This is a genomic window from Sutcliffiella halmapala, assembly GCF_050107295.1.
In the GTDB taxonomy this organism is placed as follows: Bacteria; Bacillota; Bacilli; order Bacillales; family Bacillaceae_I; genus Sutcliffiella_A; species Sutcliffiella_A halmapala_A.
In genome coordinates, this window is the sequence record NZ_JBNIKR010000007.1 from 56,002 (window position 1) to 70,387 (window position 14,386).

Annotated in this window: 18 protein-coding genes; 15 read left to right on the forward strand and 3 right to left on the reverse strand. The window is 41.1% G+C overall.

Annotated features, from left to right (window positions below):
* The first annotated feature begins 47 nt into the window (after window positions 1–47).
* The 3 genes from ACQCT5_RS12825 (at window position 48) to ACQCT5_RS12835 (ending at window position 2,889) form a co-directional block, all read left to right on the forward strand.
* On the forward strand, window positions 48–1,025 hold the full coding sequence (locus tag ACQCT5_RS12825; RefSeq protein WP_499642423.1) for a siderophore ABC transporter substrate-binding protein: 978 nt from the start codon (window positions 48–50) through the stop codon (window positions 1,023–1,025).
* Between the two features lie 15 nt (window positions 1,026–1,040).
* On the forward strand, window positions 1,041–1,619 hold the full coding sequence (locus ACQCT5_RS12830; RefSeq protein WP_499642424.1) for a nitroreductase family protein: 579 nt from the start codon (window positions 1,041–1,043) through the stop codon (window positions 1,617–1,619).
* A 325-nt stretch (window positions 1,620–1,944) separates the two neighbouring features.
* Window positions 1,945–2,889 (forward strand): DUF6612 family protein, encoded by a 945-nt coding sequence (locus ACQCT5_RS12835; protein WP_499642425.1) that lies wholly within the window; start codon window positions 1,945–1,947, stop codon window positions 2,887–2,889.
* A gap of 58 nt (window positions 2,890–2,947) precedes the next feature.
* On the opposite strand, the gene ACQCT5_RS12840 is transcribed toward ACQCT5_RS12835, so the two are convergent.
* Complete coding sequence (locus ACQCT5_RS12840) at window positions 2,948–3,502, reverse strand: hypothetical protein (protein WP_499642426.1); 555 nt, start codon at window positions 3,500–3,502, stop codon at window positions 2,948–2,950.
* 115 nt (window positions 3,503–3,617) lie between these two features.
* Between ACQCT5_RS12840 and ACQCT5_RS12845 the strand changes: the two genes are divergently transcribed.
* The 3 genes from ACQCT5_RS12845 to ACQCT5_RS12855 all read left to right on the forward strand — a co-directional run bounded on the left by ACQCT5_RS12845 (window position 3,618) and on the right by ACQCT5_RS12855 (window position 5,700).
* On the forward strand, window positions 3,618–4,538 hold the full coding sequence (locus tag ACQCT5_RS12845) for a phosphatidate cytidylyltransferase (protein ID WP_499642427.1): 921 nt from the start codon (window positions 3,618–3,620) through the stop codon (window positions 4,536–4,538).
* A gap of 59 nt (window positions 4,539–4,597) precedes the next feature.
* Window positions 4,598–5,164 (forward strand): maltose acetyltransferase domain-containing protein, encoded by a 567-nt coding sequence (locus ACQCT5_RS12850; RefSeq protein ID WP_499642428.1) that lies wholly within the window; start codon window positions 4,598–4,600, stop codon window positions 5,162–5,164.
* Between the two features lie 137 nt (window positions 5,165–5,301).
* Window positions 5,302–5,700, forward strand: coding sequence for a hypothetical protein (locus ACQCT5_RS12855; protein WP_499642429.1), 399 nt, complete (start codon window positions 5,302–5,304; stop codon window positions 5,698–5,700).
* A gap of 67 nt (window positions 5,701–5,767) precedes the next feature.
* On the opposite strand, the gene ACQCT5_RS12860 is transcribed toward ACQCT5_RS12855, so the two are convergent.
* Window positions 5,768–6,910: a glycosyltransferase family 2 protein gene (locus tag ACQCT5_RS12860; RefSeq protein ID WP_499642430.1), complete on the reverse strand. Its 1,143-nt coding sequence runs from the start codon at window positions 6,908–6,910 to the stop codon at window positions 5,768–5,770.
* 172 nt (window positions 6,911–7,082) lie between these two features.
* Window positions 7,083–7,520, reverse strand: a complete 438-nt coding sequence (locus ACQCT5_RS12865) for a cell wall hydrolase (RefSeq protein WP_499642431.1) — start codon at window positions 7,518–7,520, stop codon at window positions 7,083–7,085.
* A gap of 210 nt (window positions 7,521–7,730) precedes the next feature.
* Here ACQCT5_RS12865 and ACQCT5_RS12870 point away from each other — a divergent pair, with 210 nt between their 5' ends.
* The 9 genes from ACQCT5_RS12870 (at window position 7,731) to ACQCT5_RS12910 (ending at window position 14,298) form a co-directional block, all read left to right on the forward strand.
* Entirely contained in the window at window positions 7,731–8,648 is a 918-nt protein-coding gene (locus ACQCT5_RS12870; protein WP_499642432.1) for an ABC transporter permease subunit, read from the forward strand.
* Between the two features lie 8 nt (window positions 8,649–8,656).
* A complete protein-coding gene (locus ACQCT5_RS12875) occupies window positions 8,657–9,550 on the forward strand; it encodes an ABC transporter permease (RefSeq protein ID WP_499642433.1) in 894 nt (297 codons plus the stop codon).
* Between the two features lie 44 nt (window positions 9,551–9,594).
* Complete coding sequence (locus ACQCT5_RS12880; protein ID WP_499642434.1) at window positions 9,595–10,056, forward strand: NUDIX domain-containing protein; 462 nt, start codon at window positions 9,595–9,597, stop codon at window positions 10,054–10,056.
* 158 nt (window positions 10,057–10,214) lie between these two features.
* Entirely contained in the window at window positions 10,215–10,862 is a 648-nt protein-coding gene (locus tag ACQCT5_RS12885; protein WP_499642435.1) for an SDR family oxidoreductase, read from the forward strand.
* 67 nt (window positions 10,863–10,929) lie between these two features.
* Complete coding sequence (locus ACQCT5_RS12890; protein ID WP_499642436.1) at window positions 10,930–11,505, forward strand: YdcF family protein; 576 nt, start codon at window positions 10,930–10,932, stop codon at window positions 11,503–11,505.
* A 91-nt stretch (window positions 11,506–11,596) separates the two neighbouring features.
* Window positions 11,597–12,277 carry a nuclease-related domain-containing protein gene (locus tag ACQCT5_RS12895; protein ID WP_499642437.1) on the forward strand — a complete coding sequence of 227 codons (681 nt, stop codon included), beginning with the start codon at window positions 11,597–11,599 and terminating at the stop codon, window positions 12,275–12,277.
* Between the two features lie 53 nt (window positions 12,278–12,330).
* Window positions 12,331–12,843: a threonine/serine exporter family protein gene (locus ACQCT5_RS12900; protein WP_499642438.1), complete on the forward strand. Its 513-nt coding sequence runs from the start codon at window positions 12,331–12,333 to the stop codon at window positions 12,841–12,843.
* Complete coding sequence (locus ACQCT5_RS12905; protein WP_499642439.1) at window positions 12,840–13,592, forward strand: threonine/serine exporter family protein; 753 nt, start codon at window positions 12,840–12,842, stop codon at window positions 13,590–13,592. Before ACQCT5_RS12900 ends, ACQCT5_RS12905 begins: the two co-directional genes overlap by 4 nt.
* A gap of 286 nt (window positions 13,593–13,878) precedes the next feature.
* Window positions 13,879–14,298 (forward strand): nuclease-related domain-containing protein, encoded by a 420-nt coding sequence (locus ACQCT5_RS12910; RefSeq protein ID WP_499642630.1) that lies wholly within the window; start codon window positions 13,879–13,881, stop codon window positions 14,296–14,298.
* The last annotated feature ends 88 nt before the right edge of the window (window positions 14,299–14,386 follow it).

A 14,386-nucleotide genomic window follows, 5' to 3' on the forward strand; every position in this document is an offset into this window, starting at 1 on the left:
TTCAATAAAAAAAAATATCAAATAAAAAAAATATGAGGTGTAGAGAAATGAAAAACAAATTATCCATTCTAATAATTACCTTCTTCATTGCGTTGGTTACAGCGGCGTGCGGAATTGGAAACAGCACGTCTAAAGAAAATGTGAACAAAGAAACAAATGAAACAACGACTGCGTCCGCTGAGGCTACGAAGGAACTGACAATCAAACATCAACTGGGAGAAACGGTTGTACCAAAAAATCCGCAAAAAGTTGTAGTTTTTGATTTTGGTATACTGGATTCCCTGGATAAATTGGACGTTCCGGTTTTAGGCGTTCCTCAAGCGAATATCCCTCCATATTTATCTAAATATGAAGATTCTTCCTATGAAAATGTAGGAAGCTTGAAAGAACCTGATTTTGAGAAAATCTACTCATTGGCGCCTGAGTTAATAATTATTTCGGGAAGACAAACAGATGCATATGAAGAATTATCTGACATTGCCCCAACTGTTTTCTTAGGTGTTGACACTACACGCTATATGGATTCATATAAAGAAAATATGACAGCCCTTGGTGAAATATTTGGGAAAGAAGATCAAGTTAAAACAGAATTGGGTAATGTGGAAAAAGCCATCAATACCTTACATGAGAAAGCTTCTGCTCTTGACAAGACATCGCTTATCATATTAACAAATGAAGGGAATATCAGTGCATATGGGCCGGGTTCCCGTTTTGGTATTTTACATGATCAATTTGGATTTACACCTGCAGATGATAGTATCGAAGTATCCACTCACGGTCAGAATGTGTCCTTTGAATATATCATGGAAAAAAACCCTGATTATCTATTTGTCATCGACAGAGGGGCTGCAGTGGAAGGAGAGTCCTCCGCCAAAACATTATTGGACAATGATTTGATGAAACAAGTGAAAGCAGTAAAAGAAGACAATGTCATTTATCTTGATCCGAATTACTGGTACCTGTCCGGTGGGGGACTGACATCCGTATCGGAAATGGTAAAAGAAGTCGAAAAAGTATTAGAATAATCCTGGAGGCTATTCATGGGAGACTCTATAAGAAGCGTAATTAGAGAAAGAAGAAGCATCCGCAGTTTCAGGAGTGACGACATACCAACCGATCTATTGCTTGAGTTGCTTCAGGATGCAAGCTTTGCACCAAACCACAAGCTTAGGGAGCCATGGTCCTTCATTCTTTTCCGGGATAATGCCAAGGAGAAACTATGTACGGCGGCTTTAAAGAAAGCGGTGGAAAGTGAAAAAATGAAATCTTTGCCTCAGGATAAACAGGTAGAGAAGATTTCTAAGATGAAAACGACCTATCAAAGTTGTCCAGTGCATATCCTTGTTCTATGCAAAAAATCAGAAACACCTAAAGTACAACTTGAAGATTTTGCGGCCACCTCGGCATTTATTCAAAACTTCCAGCTTCTTGCTTGGGAAAAGGGTATAGGAACGGTCTGGAAAACTCCAGTATTTATGGAGGAGCCTTCCTTCCGCGCAGAACTCGGTGTGGATCCAGAGAAAATGGTTGTAGGACTACTGCACATCGGATATCCAATGGAAATTCCGAAAGTCAAAGACCGCAGTAACATAAAGTTCAAAGTGGAAATTAGAGACTGAGTGTTTTTTCTAAAATATGCAGTGTGAAAATGACCCTGAGGCTTGAAACAGGGTCATTTTCAAATTCGAAATTAAAACGATCAAAGCAACCATCCCTTCTAGTAATATTGTTTCCTAATATATGTCCATTTCCTACCACCTCTACCCTTTACCTTAACATAGTTCCATTTTACTAAAAATTACATTTTATGAAACCTTAGTCAAGAAGAATCGTAGATATAGTTGAATCCCTATCAATAATTATTTTGAAAAAATGTATTATTTACCCTTTTTAGGGGTAAGAAGTAGGGTGGATAAAAAAGAAATGTGAACAGGAGAGGATCAAGTGAGAGTGTTAAAGATGTGGTTGGCGGGTATTCTGTCCGTAATGATGTTGGCTGCTTGTGGAAATTCAACAACCGGAAATGGTGAACAGAATAATGCGTCATCAAACAATAAGGAAGTCAACGGTGTAACAGAGGCAGAAGAGCAGGATAATACGGAGAACGAATCCCTGACGGCGGACCAGGTTCTACAAAAATCAATAGCAGCAATGTCATCATTAAAGAGCTATTCCATGGAGATGGCTTCCGAGCAGGAAATCACGATGGAAGGGGAAGAGCCAATCAATATGGTCACCTCCACCAAGACGGACATGACACTTGATCCTGTTTCGATGTATCAAGTAAACTCCATGGAAGATGCAGAAAGCATGATGGAAGGAATGGAGACGGAGTCTTACTTTACTGCAGATGGCTTTTTTATCCTTGACCAGATGGCAGGGAAATGGTTTAAGATGCCTGATGAGTTTACTTCGGAATTGAATTCCTTATCTGACATGCAGACCAATCCTGCCCAGCAGCTTGAGATGTTGAAAGGGTATTCCGATGAAATGAAGCTGTCGGAAGAGGGGGATGTATACATACTTAACTTCTCTGGTTCCGGTGAGCAATACAATGAAATGATCTCAATGTTCGGCAGTATGATGGGCGAGGAGATGGGTGGCATGATGGAGGAGATGATGTCCATGATGTCTATCAATCAGCTGGACTATGAACTTCATATTGACAAGGAAACCTTTTACCAAATGAATATTGTCATGATGATGGATATGGAAATGGACATCGAAGGGGAAAATATAACAAGCATCCAGAACATGAATTCAACTCTATCGAACTTTGATGAGGTTGGCGATATCACCGTTCCACAGGAAGTATTGGATAGTGCTGAAGAAATGTCCCTTGAAGATATGCAACAGATGGAAAATAGCAATCAAGATGGTGGTGTGTAAGGAAAATGTATAAAGGACGAAAGCAGAAAATGGCTTTTCGTCCTTTATAATGGACCATTCATTTTAAACGTGATTTAACAGGCTCATAATCATATAGCTTTCCTTCATATATCCATTCCAATCTATCGCTTTTGCGGAAGTCATCCGGCGTGACAAGGGAAGGGAGCTTATCCCAGAGCTTGATTCCGGATCTATGCAGGACATCGGAGACAAATTGCGAACAGAAATAAGTGGAGTCGATTTCAACCGGTTCATTGATGGAAACGCCTAGTACACCTAAAAGGTTATAGAACCATTTCTTCTCCTTCTTCTGAAAGACCCCGATGATGCGCCTCATCTTCTCAACTTCCCTTCCTGTAACAGGCAGTTTATAAATAACACATGTGGTGCCGGGATAATTACGATAGGTGCCGAACTCGACATCCTCTTTTACAAATCCGCCATTCAGCGGGTTACTCGGTTTCTTGCGACCAAAACTATATAGTTCCATCAGGTCTGAATCGAAAGACAAAGAAACGTGGTTGTAGGGTGCCTTTGTGTATTTTTTTATGGAACGGGTAAACAGTGTACCGGTATCTGTCAGTAATATATAGACGTATGCTTGGTCCATCATTAATCAAACCCCAGACTTATAGAATAATAGAAAGAATTCCCTCTTTTATTATACAATTTCCCTTGACCAAAATTAACCATTAATTTCATAATAAAGGAGAGATAGGGGGAAAAACATGTTTGAAATAGAAGCGGTCATTACCTTGCTGGTCATTGCTTTAGGGCTTATTGTTTTCAGCCTTGCTTTATTGATTGTTAAAAAGAAAAATCCATCAAAGGATTTTTCGGATCTATCTGTCCGGTCCAAAACCTGGTGGGGGATGCTTGTGGTCTTCAGTATTGCCACACTCTTTCATCCTATGGTCTCATTATTTGCACTTATGTTTTTATGTTTCTTTTCACTAAAAGAGTATTTTTCCATATTAAAAACCCGTAAGGTGGATCGACAGCTTTTTCTTTGGGCATACCTTTCGATTCCCCTGCAGTTTTATTGGATTTATATTGGCTGGTATGGCATGTTTATTGTGTTTATCCCGGTATATGTTTTTCTCTTTTTGCCCCTGCCGCGAATCCTAGGGAATGGAACGGTCGGTTTTCTTCGCTCTGTAAGTTCCACGCAATGGGGATTGATGCTGATGGTGTTTGGATTGAGTCATCTTGCGTTCTATCAGACTGCATCACCAGAATACGGTGCCAACCTTGTACTCTATTTGGTGGTCCTTACACAGCTGCATGACGTGGTACAGTTCCTCGTATCCGTCTTTATTGGAAAAAGGAAGGTCGTCCCATCCTCCAACCCGAATATTACCTGGGAAGGATTTATCATTTCCACATTTGTGACGACAGGTGTCTCCTATAACCTGTATGCCTACCTGACACCTTTGGATGAGCTTTTCGGGATTTTATCCGGTTTGATTATTAGTGTTGCCTGCTTTGGAGGAAGCTTAGCAATTTCCGTATTAAAACGGGACCTTCTGATCGGAGATAACGAAAAATCCGCTGTAATAAAAAAAAGCTATCTAACGCGTGTGGACAGCCTGGCATATTCAGCACCGATCTTCTTCCATGTGATCCGATATTATTTTGACTTTATGTAGGAATCAATCATGGTATGATAGATGCATCAATTTAAGAGAGATTGAAAGGTGGGACAGGAATGTTGTTTAGTGAAAAGGAAAAAATGCTTGCGGGGGAGTTATATGAGCCATGGGATGAGCAGCTTCAGGCCGAAAGAATCGAGGCCAGAAGACTTGTAAGATTAATAAATGGAACAACGGAAACTGAAGCGGACAAAAGGGTCCAGCTATTGAAGGAGCTTTTCGGCTCCACAGGGGAACATGTATTTCTTGAGCCGAATTTCCGTTGTGATTACGGCTACAACATCCATGTTGGGGAGAACTTCTTTGCCAACTTTGACTGTTGCATACTGGATGTCTGCAAAGTCGAGTTCGGTGACAATTGCATGCTGGCGCCAGGTGTCCATATCTATACAGCTACCCATCCAATCGACCCAGTGGAAAGAAGCAAGGGACCTGAATACGGGAAGCCCGTTAAGATTGGAAACAATGTCTGGCTGGGAGGCTCTTCTGTCATCAATCCAGGTGTAACAATAGGGGACAATGTAGTGGTAGCGTCAGGTGCAGTGGTAACAAAGGACGTTCCACCAAATGTGATTGTTGGAGGGAATCCTGCAAGAATCATTAAAGAGATTGAAGTTAAATAATAGAATGTATCATGAAGCAGGGGAATCGCTGCATATAATGTAACGATTCTTCTTTTTTATGCCATTATTAGCAAAAGGATTTTCATTCCTTTTTATCGAAACATACATACTAGGAGATTTGGAGCGGGAGGGACGAGTTGTTGGAAAAAGAGGAGCATTCATTATTTGATCAGCCGATTATTGCCTTCGGTTTACCCATACTCATCATGCTTTTCGGCGTTTTTCTGCTTGTGGAAGCCCATAACTCCGGAAAGCTCAAATACATACCCGTCGTGTTCATTCTGCTTGGGCTGTCAGAAATCATTAGGGCCGTCATGAGACGCCACTACCGTCCTACGAAAAGAAAGCGTGCTGAAATCAACCAGAAAAGTGGACATGTCGCCTATATCCTGATGGCCACAAGCGTGGTTTTTTCTGTGCTTCTGTTGATCATGGAAAAGATATCGGTGGAAATGGTCCTATATGTACAGCTTTCCATGGCGATTGTAGTGTACCCGCTGTTGAAGCTGATTCTTCTTGTTCGGCATTTTGACTGAAAAAAAGAAATCCATTATGTCTGTGGGATGACTAATGGGTTTCCTTTTGTGGAAAGGGAGGCATCCTTTATTTTTTCAATTCTTTCAATGAATAAAAGGTGCCCCGCCAGACGATTCCACCCCGTATGGCTGTCAGAATCGTAGCTCTGATAATACTGTATATGAATAGGATTGCTGTGATTGGGAGGGCGATAAAGTACTTGTTGGCGCCTCTCGTCATTTTATCAGCAGTCTGGTTATAGGAAAGAAACAACAATATAATGCTAATTGCGTATAAAACTCTTGTAGAACCAATTGTCAAGAACAAGGCCAGATACGGCCAAATCTGTGATGCAAAAAGTCCGGTAATGGCGACCATGACCATCAAGTAGCTATAGAATAGGCCAGCAAATGTATTCTTTTCAAGTCCAATTAATGCGGACTTCAAGGAAGGGTACCATTCCACGGACAGGTTCTTCTGTGCCAACACAAGGTGCTGTCTTTTACCTGCCAGCTTTACCTTTTGTCCAAGAATAAGGTCATCATCCGGCCGCATTTTCAACTGTTCATGTGTACCTGCATGAAGATAGGCTTCACGAGTCAGGAGGTTGAAAGCACCGATTCCGATAGCCGTTTTACTTTTTTGATCATTGGATTTCCATGGCCTCTTGAAATAGGAAAAACCGAAAAGGAAAAAGGAGACAAAAGCGTTTGTCCAAAAGCCTTTCCCTTTAAGATTTGGAGCCATCGTCAAATGATCAAGCTTTTCTTGATACAGATATGAAAGCGCTTTGGCAATCGTATCCTTTTCATAATAGATATCCGCATCGGTAAAAAGGATGAGCTCTCCTTTGCTTGCTGAAAATCCCTGCTGAAGGGCGTGATTCTTACCAAGCCAGCCTGAAGGAAGAGAGGAAAGGTGGATCACATTCATTCTCGGTTCCGTTTCTGCTATCTGATCCAGTATGACTCCTGTTAGATCTGTTGAACGGTCATTGACGACTATCCATTCAATGTGGGGGTATGACTGTGAGAACTGGGACTGAAGACTGCCCTTAATATGTTCCTGCTCATTTCTTGCAGCAACAATGATGGAGAGCAGAGGACCATTTTTGACCGTTTTTTGGTTTATTGGAATCTGTTCCAGCTTGGTTATTTTTTTCATGCCTTTGGCCGCATCAATCCATACAACGAACCAGAATATGCAGGTGAAAGCCGCTAAGTAGATCATCCATTCACGCCCCCTTGTATACCAATCATAACAAATGAAGGAGGTGAGGAACAAAATATCAGGGTCACGATACTTCATTCTTGATCAATTTAAAAATGGGAACACCTGATGTAAACAGGACATTCCCCTTTTATATATCGCTAAAAATATATTCAAAAAAGTAAACTTAATCTCAAGAATAAACGCTGGCACACGTTCCTGGTTTTGGTTCATAAAAACAATGTAGTTTAAATTGACCAGTAAAAGGTTGATCATACCATGTTGGAGGACATGGTGCATAGGGATTAAAATACCAAAGTGCAAATTTTGCTGGATGCTGTCTCCAAGAGTCCAAATTCTTTTTTGCTAATCTTTTTTCAACCCCTCTCGCTCTGTTATAAAATACATTACCCTTTTGAACAGCTTCAAAAGAATAATTCCCTCCTTGTACATGAAAAATTACTTGTGGAATGGTTCTGATAGTTTTAAAGTCTAAACAATCAGCTACTGCACGATTAACAATTACATTTCCAACATACAACATTCCTTGCTTTCCTTCGCCTTCTGCTTCCGCACGCATCATTCTTGCCATTAAAGCCACGTCTGAATCGGTATATTTTACTCTTGCCATTTATCTCACCCCACCCATATTGTATGAAAAAAGCCTAAATTGATGTCACATTATAAAAGTGTTTTTACAATATATGCATCCAAACGGAACCGGTTAAAATAGAAACCTTATATAATGAATTGTATGCAATAAGAATTTTTTGACAATTAACGTATAATGTATAGTACAATATTCATAAAAATGGATGGATATTTCTAATGGAGGGGAATTATGGAATTAAAAAAAGAAGCCTTAAGACTGATGGCAGCCGTCCTGATTGCCATTGTGTTTTTAATTTTAATGGTGTTCTTTCCCAGAACCCAGGAAGTAATGGTATATGGATCTGCTGGGACGTTGGACTTCGGATATAGACTGGACACCAACCAGTATAAAGCGGACATCATTCAATATTTTCAACAAATTTGGAAGGAGAGAAGCTTGGGTGGGACGATGTTTCAAACGGTTAGTGTGGAAGAGGAAATTGCACGCTACTATCCTAAAAGTCTCCTTATAATAGGTATCTCCTTTCTATTAAGCATAGGTTTGGGAGTATGGAAGGGGATATTCGATTACCGGTACATGAATACGAAAAAAAATCTTCTGGGGAATGGTACTACATGGGCGTTCCAATCCATTCCTGATTTCTTTGTTGTGTTCGTATTCTTTTGTATATCCTTTTATTTTCTTCCGCATGAAAGAATTTTCAGCAATAGCAACTGGTACAGCTTTCTGGCACCCGCAATTCTTGTTTCCATCTACCCGACCATGTATGTGGCAAGGCTGACCTGTGTATCCTTGCTTAACCAGGATGGACAAGATTACATTCGGACCGCATTTTCAAAAGGGTACAAAACCAAACAGGTCATCTATAAACATATACTTAAAAATAGTTCCATAGATTTGGTGGGCAATCTGCCTACTATCATGATCGTCATCATCTCCAATCTTTTGATGGTGGAGTACCTCACAGGTTTTGAAGGAGCGGCAAACCGGCTATTTGTAGCCATGGGAGGCAGGCAGATTTCCGGCTTTACAGCTCCTATAGAAGCAGAGCTTGTTCTTGGACTGGCTTTCTGTTTTATGATCACGGTCCTAACTGTACATATTCTGAAACTGGCATTATTAGCAAAACTGGTTAAAAAGGGGTGAGGGGTACGATGCTACATAATAGATATTTAATCATAGGTACATTTTTATTGTTTATTTTACTTCTCATGGCAGTGGCCGGCCCTTTTATTCCTTATGTCAAGGAAGGTATTGAAGGCTCTAGGGTGCTTTTCCCTGAGCGCGGTGTGATTGAGACTGCACCATTCCCGCCATCTGCAGATTTTCCAACCGGTTCGGACCGTGAAGGCAGAAATCTTATCAGTGTGCTTGTTATGGGGGCAAAGGACACGCTGGTTGTCATCTTCTGCATCGCCTTTATCCGATACACCTTTGGAATATTACTAGGAACGATCGCTTCTTTCAGAGGGAAGTTCCTCTCAAATCTCCTGAATATTTGGGACCAGACATTTTCAAGCCTGCCGGTCATTTTTTTCACGATCCTGTTTCTCAATCTTCCTTTTTTGATATTTTTAGAAACAAGATTCTGGATAGTGATTACCAGTATTGCATTGGTGGAGGTTGGAAGGGTGGGAGTGCTGATCAGGGACCAGCTCATGCAGATAAAAGGAACTCCATATGTGGAGGCGGGCATAGTAGTTGGGCTCACGCCTATTGGCTTGGCGAAAAACTATTACCTTCCTAATCTGCTGCCGACACTTATCGTCAACTTCTGTTTTGATGTGGGCAGGGTTGCCTTGATTATCGGTCAGCTTGGGATTTTCTCGATATTCGTGACCCAGGAATTCGTTCAACTTGGATATGGCTCAGGAGAAATCAGGAATACAAGCTTCAATTGGCCAACCATTCTGGGAGAAGCAAGAAAGGACATCTACACAGCGATCTGGATTCCCATAAATGCCGCAGTAGCTATCATGTTTGTTGTGTTTACTTTCAACATCCTGGGTGAAGGACTGAGAAAATATTTCCATCGACTGGGTGCATAATATTAAATCTGCGTTCCCATTGGAATGTAAAAGGAGGATTGTAAATGGGGCATATCAGGGTAAGAGCGGCATCCATCATAATAAAAAATGATGCGATTTTAATGGTTGAATTTGATGATGAAAACGGTCTGCACTATAACTTACCTGGTGGCGGCGTTGAGCAGGGGGAATCGGTGAGGGATGCAGTAATTCGCGAGGCAAAGGAAGAGGCGGATGTTGATGTGGAGGTAGGGCCGTTGGCATTTGTCTATGAATATGTGCCTCTACGAGATAATTTCAAGTACGGGGAAAGATATAATCTGACCCTGTTTTTCGAATGTCAACTATTAAAAGGCACCATTGCAAAAATGCCTGAAAAAGGGGATGACCATCAAACCGGCGTCAGATGGGTCCCATTTGAGAACTTGGATGGAATTGTTCTTTATCCAAAAATGAAAAAACAGCTGGTAGAATTTGTGAAATCGAGAAATATGGAGTTTATTGAAGAAAGCCAGTTAGATCAATGAAGTTCACAAAGTATTCTCCTAGTATACACTCATGTTATTGAATGATTTCCTTCTATAGAGTAAGTATTAGAAAAGGAAAGGATCTTAAGCAGTTTTTTTGCATCTGGTTGAAATGTCTGAAATAATGGCTAATAAGTCTTGCAAGGAGTGTGATAGGGATGAGAATACTAGTAGTTGGTGCAAATGGACAGATAGGATCCAAGCTGGTAAGTATGCTTCAAGAGGATGATAGATATACCCCTGTTGCGATGGTTAGAAAAGAGGAGCAGTCGGAGAAATTCCAAAGTGAAGGCATTGACACCGTTCTTGCCGATCTGGAAGGGCCGGTTAAGGATCTCGAAAATGCAGTGAAAGGGAATGATGCCATCATATTCACCGCAGGATCGGGCGGCAGTACAGGACTCGACAAAACCTTGCTAATAGACCTTGATGGGGCAGTGAAGGTGATGGAGGCCGCAGAAAATACACATGTTAACCGGTTTATCCTCGTAAGTGCCCTGCAGGCCCACAATCGGAAAAACTGGAACGAAGAATTAAAACCATATTATGTGGCAAAGCATTATGCGGACAAAATGCTTGAAGCGAGCAATCTGGATTATACAATCGTCCGACCTGGAGGGCTTTTGAATGAACCGGGTACCGATAATATACAACTGGGATTGAACCTTGAAAGAGGCTCCATTCCACGTGAAGATGTTGCAAGGACGTTATTGGAGGTCATATCGGCTCAAAATAGCTATCGTAAAGCTTTCGATGTCATCTCAGGTGAAGTTGCCATTGAAAAAGCTGTAAAAGAAATTAATTAGAAATTTTTTGAAACCAAAGCCCCTATTCATTCGTTTAAGTAATAGACAGATGAATAGGGGTTTTTGTATGAAAAAGAAAAAATGGATAAAGTGGCTATTACCATTTGGCATTATTTTAGCCCTGTATATTTTGATTGTTCACATCTTCATCTATCAGGCTGCAAAAGAACAGCCTCCAAGCGACCTTGATTATTTGATTGTACTTGGTGCGAGGGTGAGAGGGGAACAAATGACATTGGCATTACGTTATAGAGTGGAAGCGGCTCTAAAATACCTCGAAGAAAATCCCGACACGAAGGTCATTGTCTCCGGCGGACAGGGACCAGGAGAAGATATCACAGAGGCCGAAGCAATGGAGCGATTTCTTCTGAAGAAGGGTGTAAGTCAGGAGCGGATCATCAAAGAGGGTCTTTCCACGACCACCTATGAAAACCTGAGTTATTCCAAGCAGTTTATGGAGGAAGGTTCTTCTGTTGCTATAGTAAGCAACGACTTCCATCTATTCAGGGCATCCATTATAGCCGAGCGCCTAGGTTTCCATGAGGTATATACACTTCCTGGGAAAACCCCGAAAATAGCTATTTTCAAGCTTTGGACACGGGAGTATTTTGCAGTTGCGAAGACATGGTTGGTGGATCGATAGAAGGGTGGAGTTGGGATCAGTATGATTAAATTGCTTGAGAGTTTCATGGAAAGAACTTTATCAGGTTTCGGCAATGCGAACTTGAAGGGAAATGCTGGGGAGAGAGAGGATTGTAGCAAATAGGCTGCAAAAATTAGATCCACAGCAATATGCCGTGTTTAATGATGTGCTTTTGAAAATGGAAGACGGAAAATCGTCTCAGGTGGATCATGTTGTATTATCTAGATTCGGAATAGTTGTCATAGAAACGAAAAATTATAAAGGCTGGATATATGGCAATGAGAACAGTGCATTTTGGACTCAGGTAAACTATCAAAGGAAAGACAAATTCTATAATCCTATTTGGCAGAATAAGGGGCATATAAAAGCATTACAGGAATTGTTGGGAGAAAGAGATTCACAGAAATTCCTTTCCATTATCAGTTTTACTGAACGAGCAAACCTAAAGAAAATAGATGCTAGATCAGTTACGGTGAGGATTTTATATTCCTCCCAAGTGTTGAATGAAATAGAAGCTATGAAAGAAGAAAAACTGACAAAAGCAGAGGTATTCCGCTATAGTCAGTTATTGGTGGGCAAACAATTGATGGGTAAAGAGAAAAGGGTCGAGCATGTGGAATCTGTTAAATCAAGAATCGATGAAAGCAATGCCCGGGTTTCAAAAAACATTTGCCCTAAATGTGGTTCTGCACTAAAGGAAAGAAACGGGAAGTATGGCAGGTTTCTGGGCTGCAGCGGGTACCCTTCTTGCCGATTCATACATAAAAACTAGTAGAATAGACATCAGGAGCTGTCACCTGATGTTTTTTTGGGTCTTTGCCTGATTTGCTTTATAATAGTCTTTATCAAATACGAAGAGGTGAAGCAATGGAGTATCTTCTTTCGCAGATCATTTTCAGTTTTATTGCTTCGACCGGTTTCGGAGTAATCTTTAATGCACCTAGAAATTCCTTGATTCATTGCGGGTTTGTAGGAATGGTCGGGTGGATTTCTTACATACTTTTAGCAGATTACGGAGTGGATCCTGTTATCGCTTCTTTTGTAGGGGCTTTTGCCGTTGCTTTGGTAGGCCATATCATGGCGAAAAGATTCCGGATGCCCATGATCATTTTCAGCGTGGCAGGCATCATCCCACTAGTCCCAGGAGGATTGGCTTATAATGCGATGCGACAAGTGGCGGAAAATGACTATCTTGCTTCGATTCCACTCGCTGCAAAAGCATTTATGATCTCAGGTGCAATTGCCATGGGGCTAGTGTTTGCCGAGGTTATTGTGCAAATTGTAATAAAGGCATTCAGAAAACCAAGTGTGCCTGCTGGTAATGAGGTGGGAAAATGAAAGAAATGGATGGATATAACGAAGAAAAGATACTGAAGGTATGCCTTCTAGCAGGCAGAATCATGATGGAAAGCGGCGCAGAGACATACAGGGTGGAAGATACGATGACACGTATTGCTGCAGCGTATGGCATAACTGAAGCACATAGCTTTGTTACTCCTACTGGAATAATCGTTTCCTTACAGGGGGTAAGCCCGACTCAACTGGTGAGAATCAGTAACCGGACCACAGATTTGGAAAAGGTGGCTAGAGTAAATGGAATATCGAGACAGATAGCTGGTGGAAGCCTGGACGTGGAAGAAGCTTATGATTTGTTGAAAGAATTGGAATCCGCACAGCTGTTTTTTTCGAATTGGCTTCAAATAGCGGCTGCTTCAATCGTAAGTGCATCTTTTCTTATCATGTTCAAAGGTATCTGGACAGATTTTTTTCCCGCTTTGCTTATTGGTGGAGTAGGCTACACCAGCTTATTGATCATTCAGCATTATACAAAGGTCAAATTCTTCGCAGAGTTTATTTCCTCCTTGATCATTGGACTCCTGGCGTTTCAGCTGGTCACCATTGGTGTGGGGCAAGAACTCGATAAAATCATCATAGCCTCCGTCATGCCACTTGTTCCCGGTCTACTTATCACCAATGCAGTCCGTGACCTGATGGTGGGTCACTTTGTATCAGGCCTTTCGAAGGGAGCGGAAGCATTTCTTACCGCGTTTGCGATTGGTGCGGGAGTGGCGGTTGTGTTTTTGTGAGAGGTTGTTTGGAAGGAAGCGGGAGTGCTTCCTTCTTTTGATGCGTTTTTTAATTGCTGAGTGGTGCGGAAGTTGTTGATATTTGTAAACGGCTGATAAGGCCACAATTTTGGCCGATATATGAAAAAAACAGCTAAGGAGGACTTTCCATGAAATATGAAGAAATAATCCTGTAAATCCCGGAAGGAGTGAGCAAATGATAAAAAAAGCAAGGAAAAATCAGTAAAATTACAAACGTTTGAGTCTGGATTAAAGAGAGCACCCGAAGTTCCCCAGATACGCCCATATTGTAGCGGAACCTGGTAAACAAACAGCAGGCTTCCATGGTGAAAATGCTTTAGACTACTATTTAACCTTTCTCCCACATGAAAACTACCAGGTATTCCACCGACTTCGTTTAAAAGACCACAAAAGCCGTTATTTCCAGATTGAAACTCTCCTGATAACAATATCCCATTGGCTGAGTCTGGAGTCGAAAAATATAACAGGATCATTGGAATTCAATGAAAAAACACATCAGCTTACAAGAGAGACCGATAATGCCAAAGAACCATTAGGTAATCCCATATCACAATTGGAGCGACAAAAAGCTCAACTAGAAAAATTGCTGGAACAAATAATAGGAAAAACGGTTCCTATTATTGGTCAAGTGGTTCTAACCAATAAACAGGCAACCCTTGTTAATATCACTTCATCACTCATGTAAAAAGTGAATTTTATGAACAACCTCCCCAAAAAGATCCATTCCATGAATGAAAATTTCCAAACCAATATTTTATCGAAAAAAGAACTTA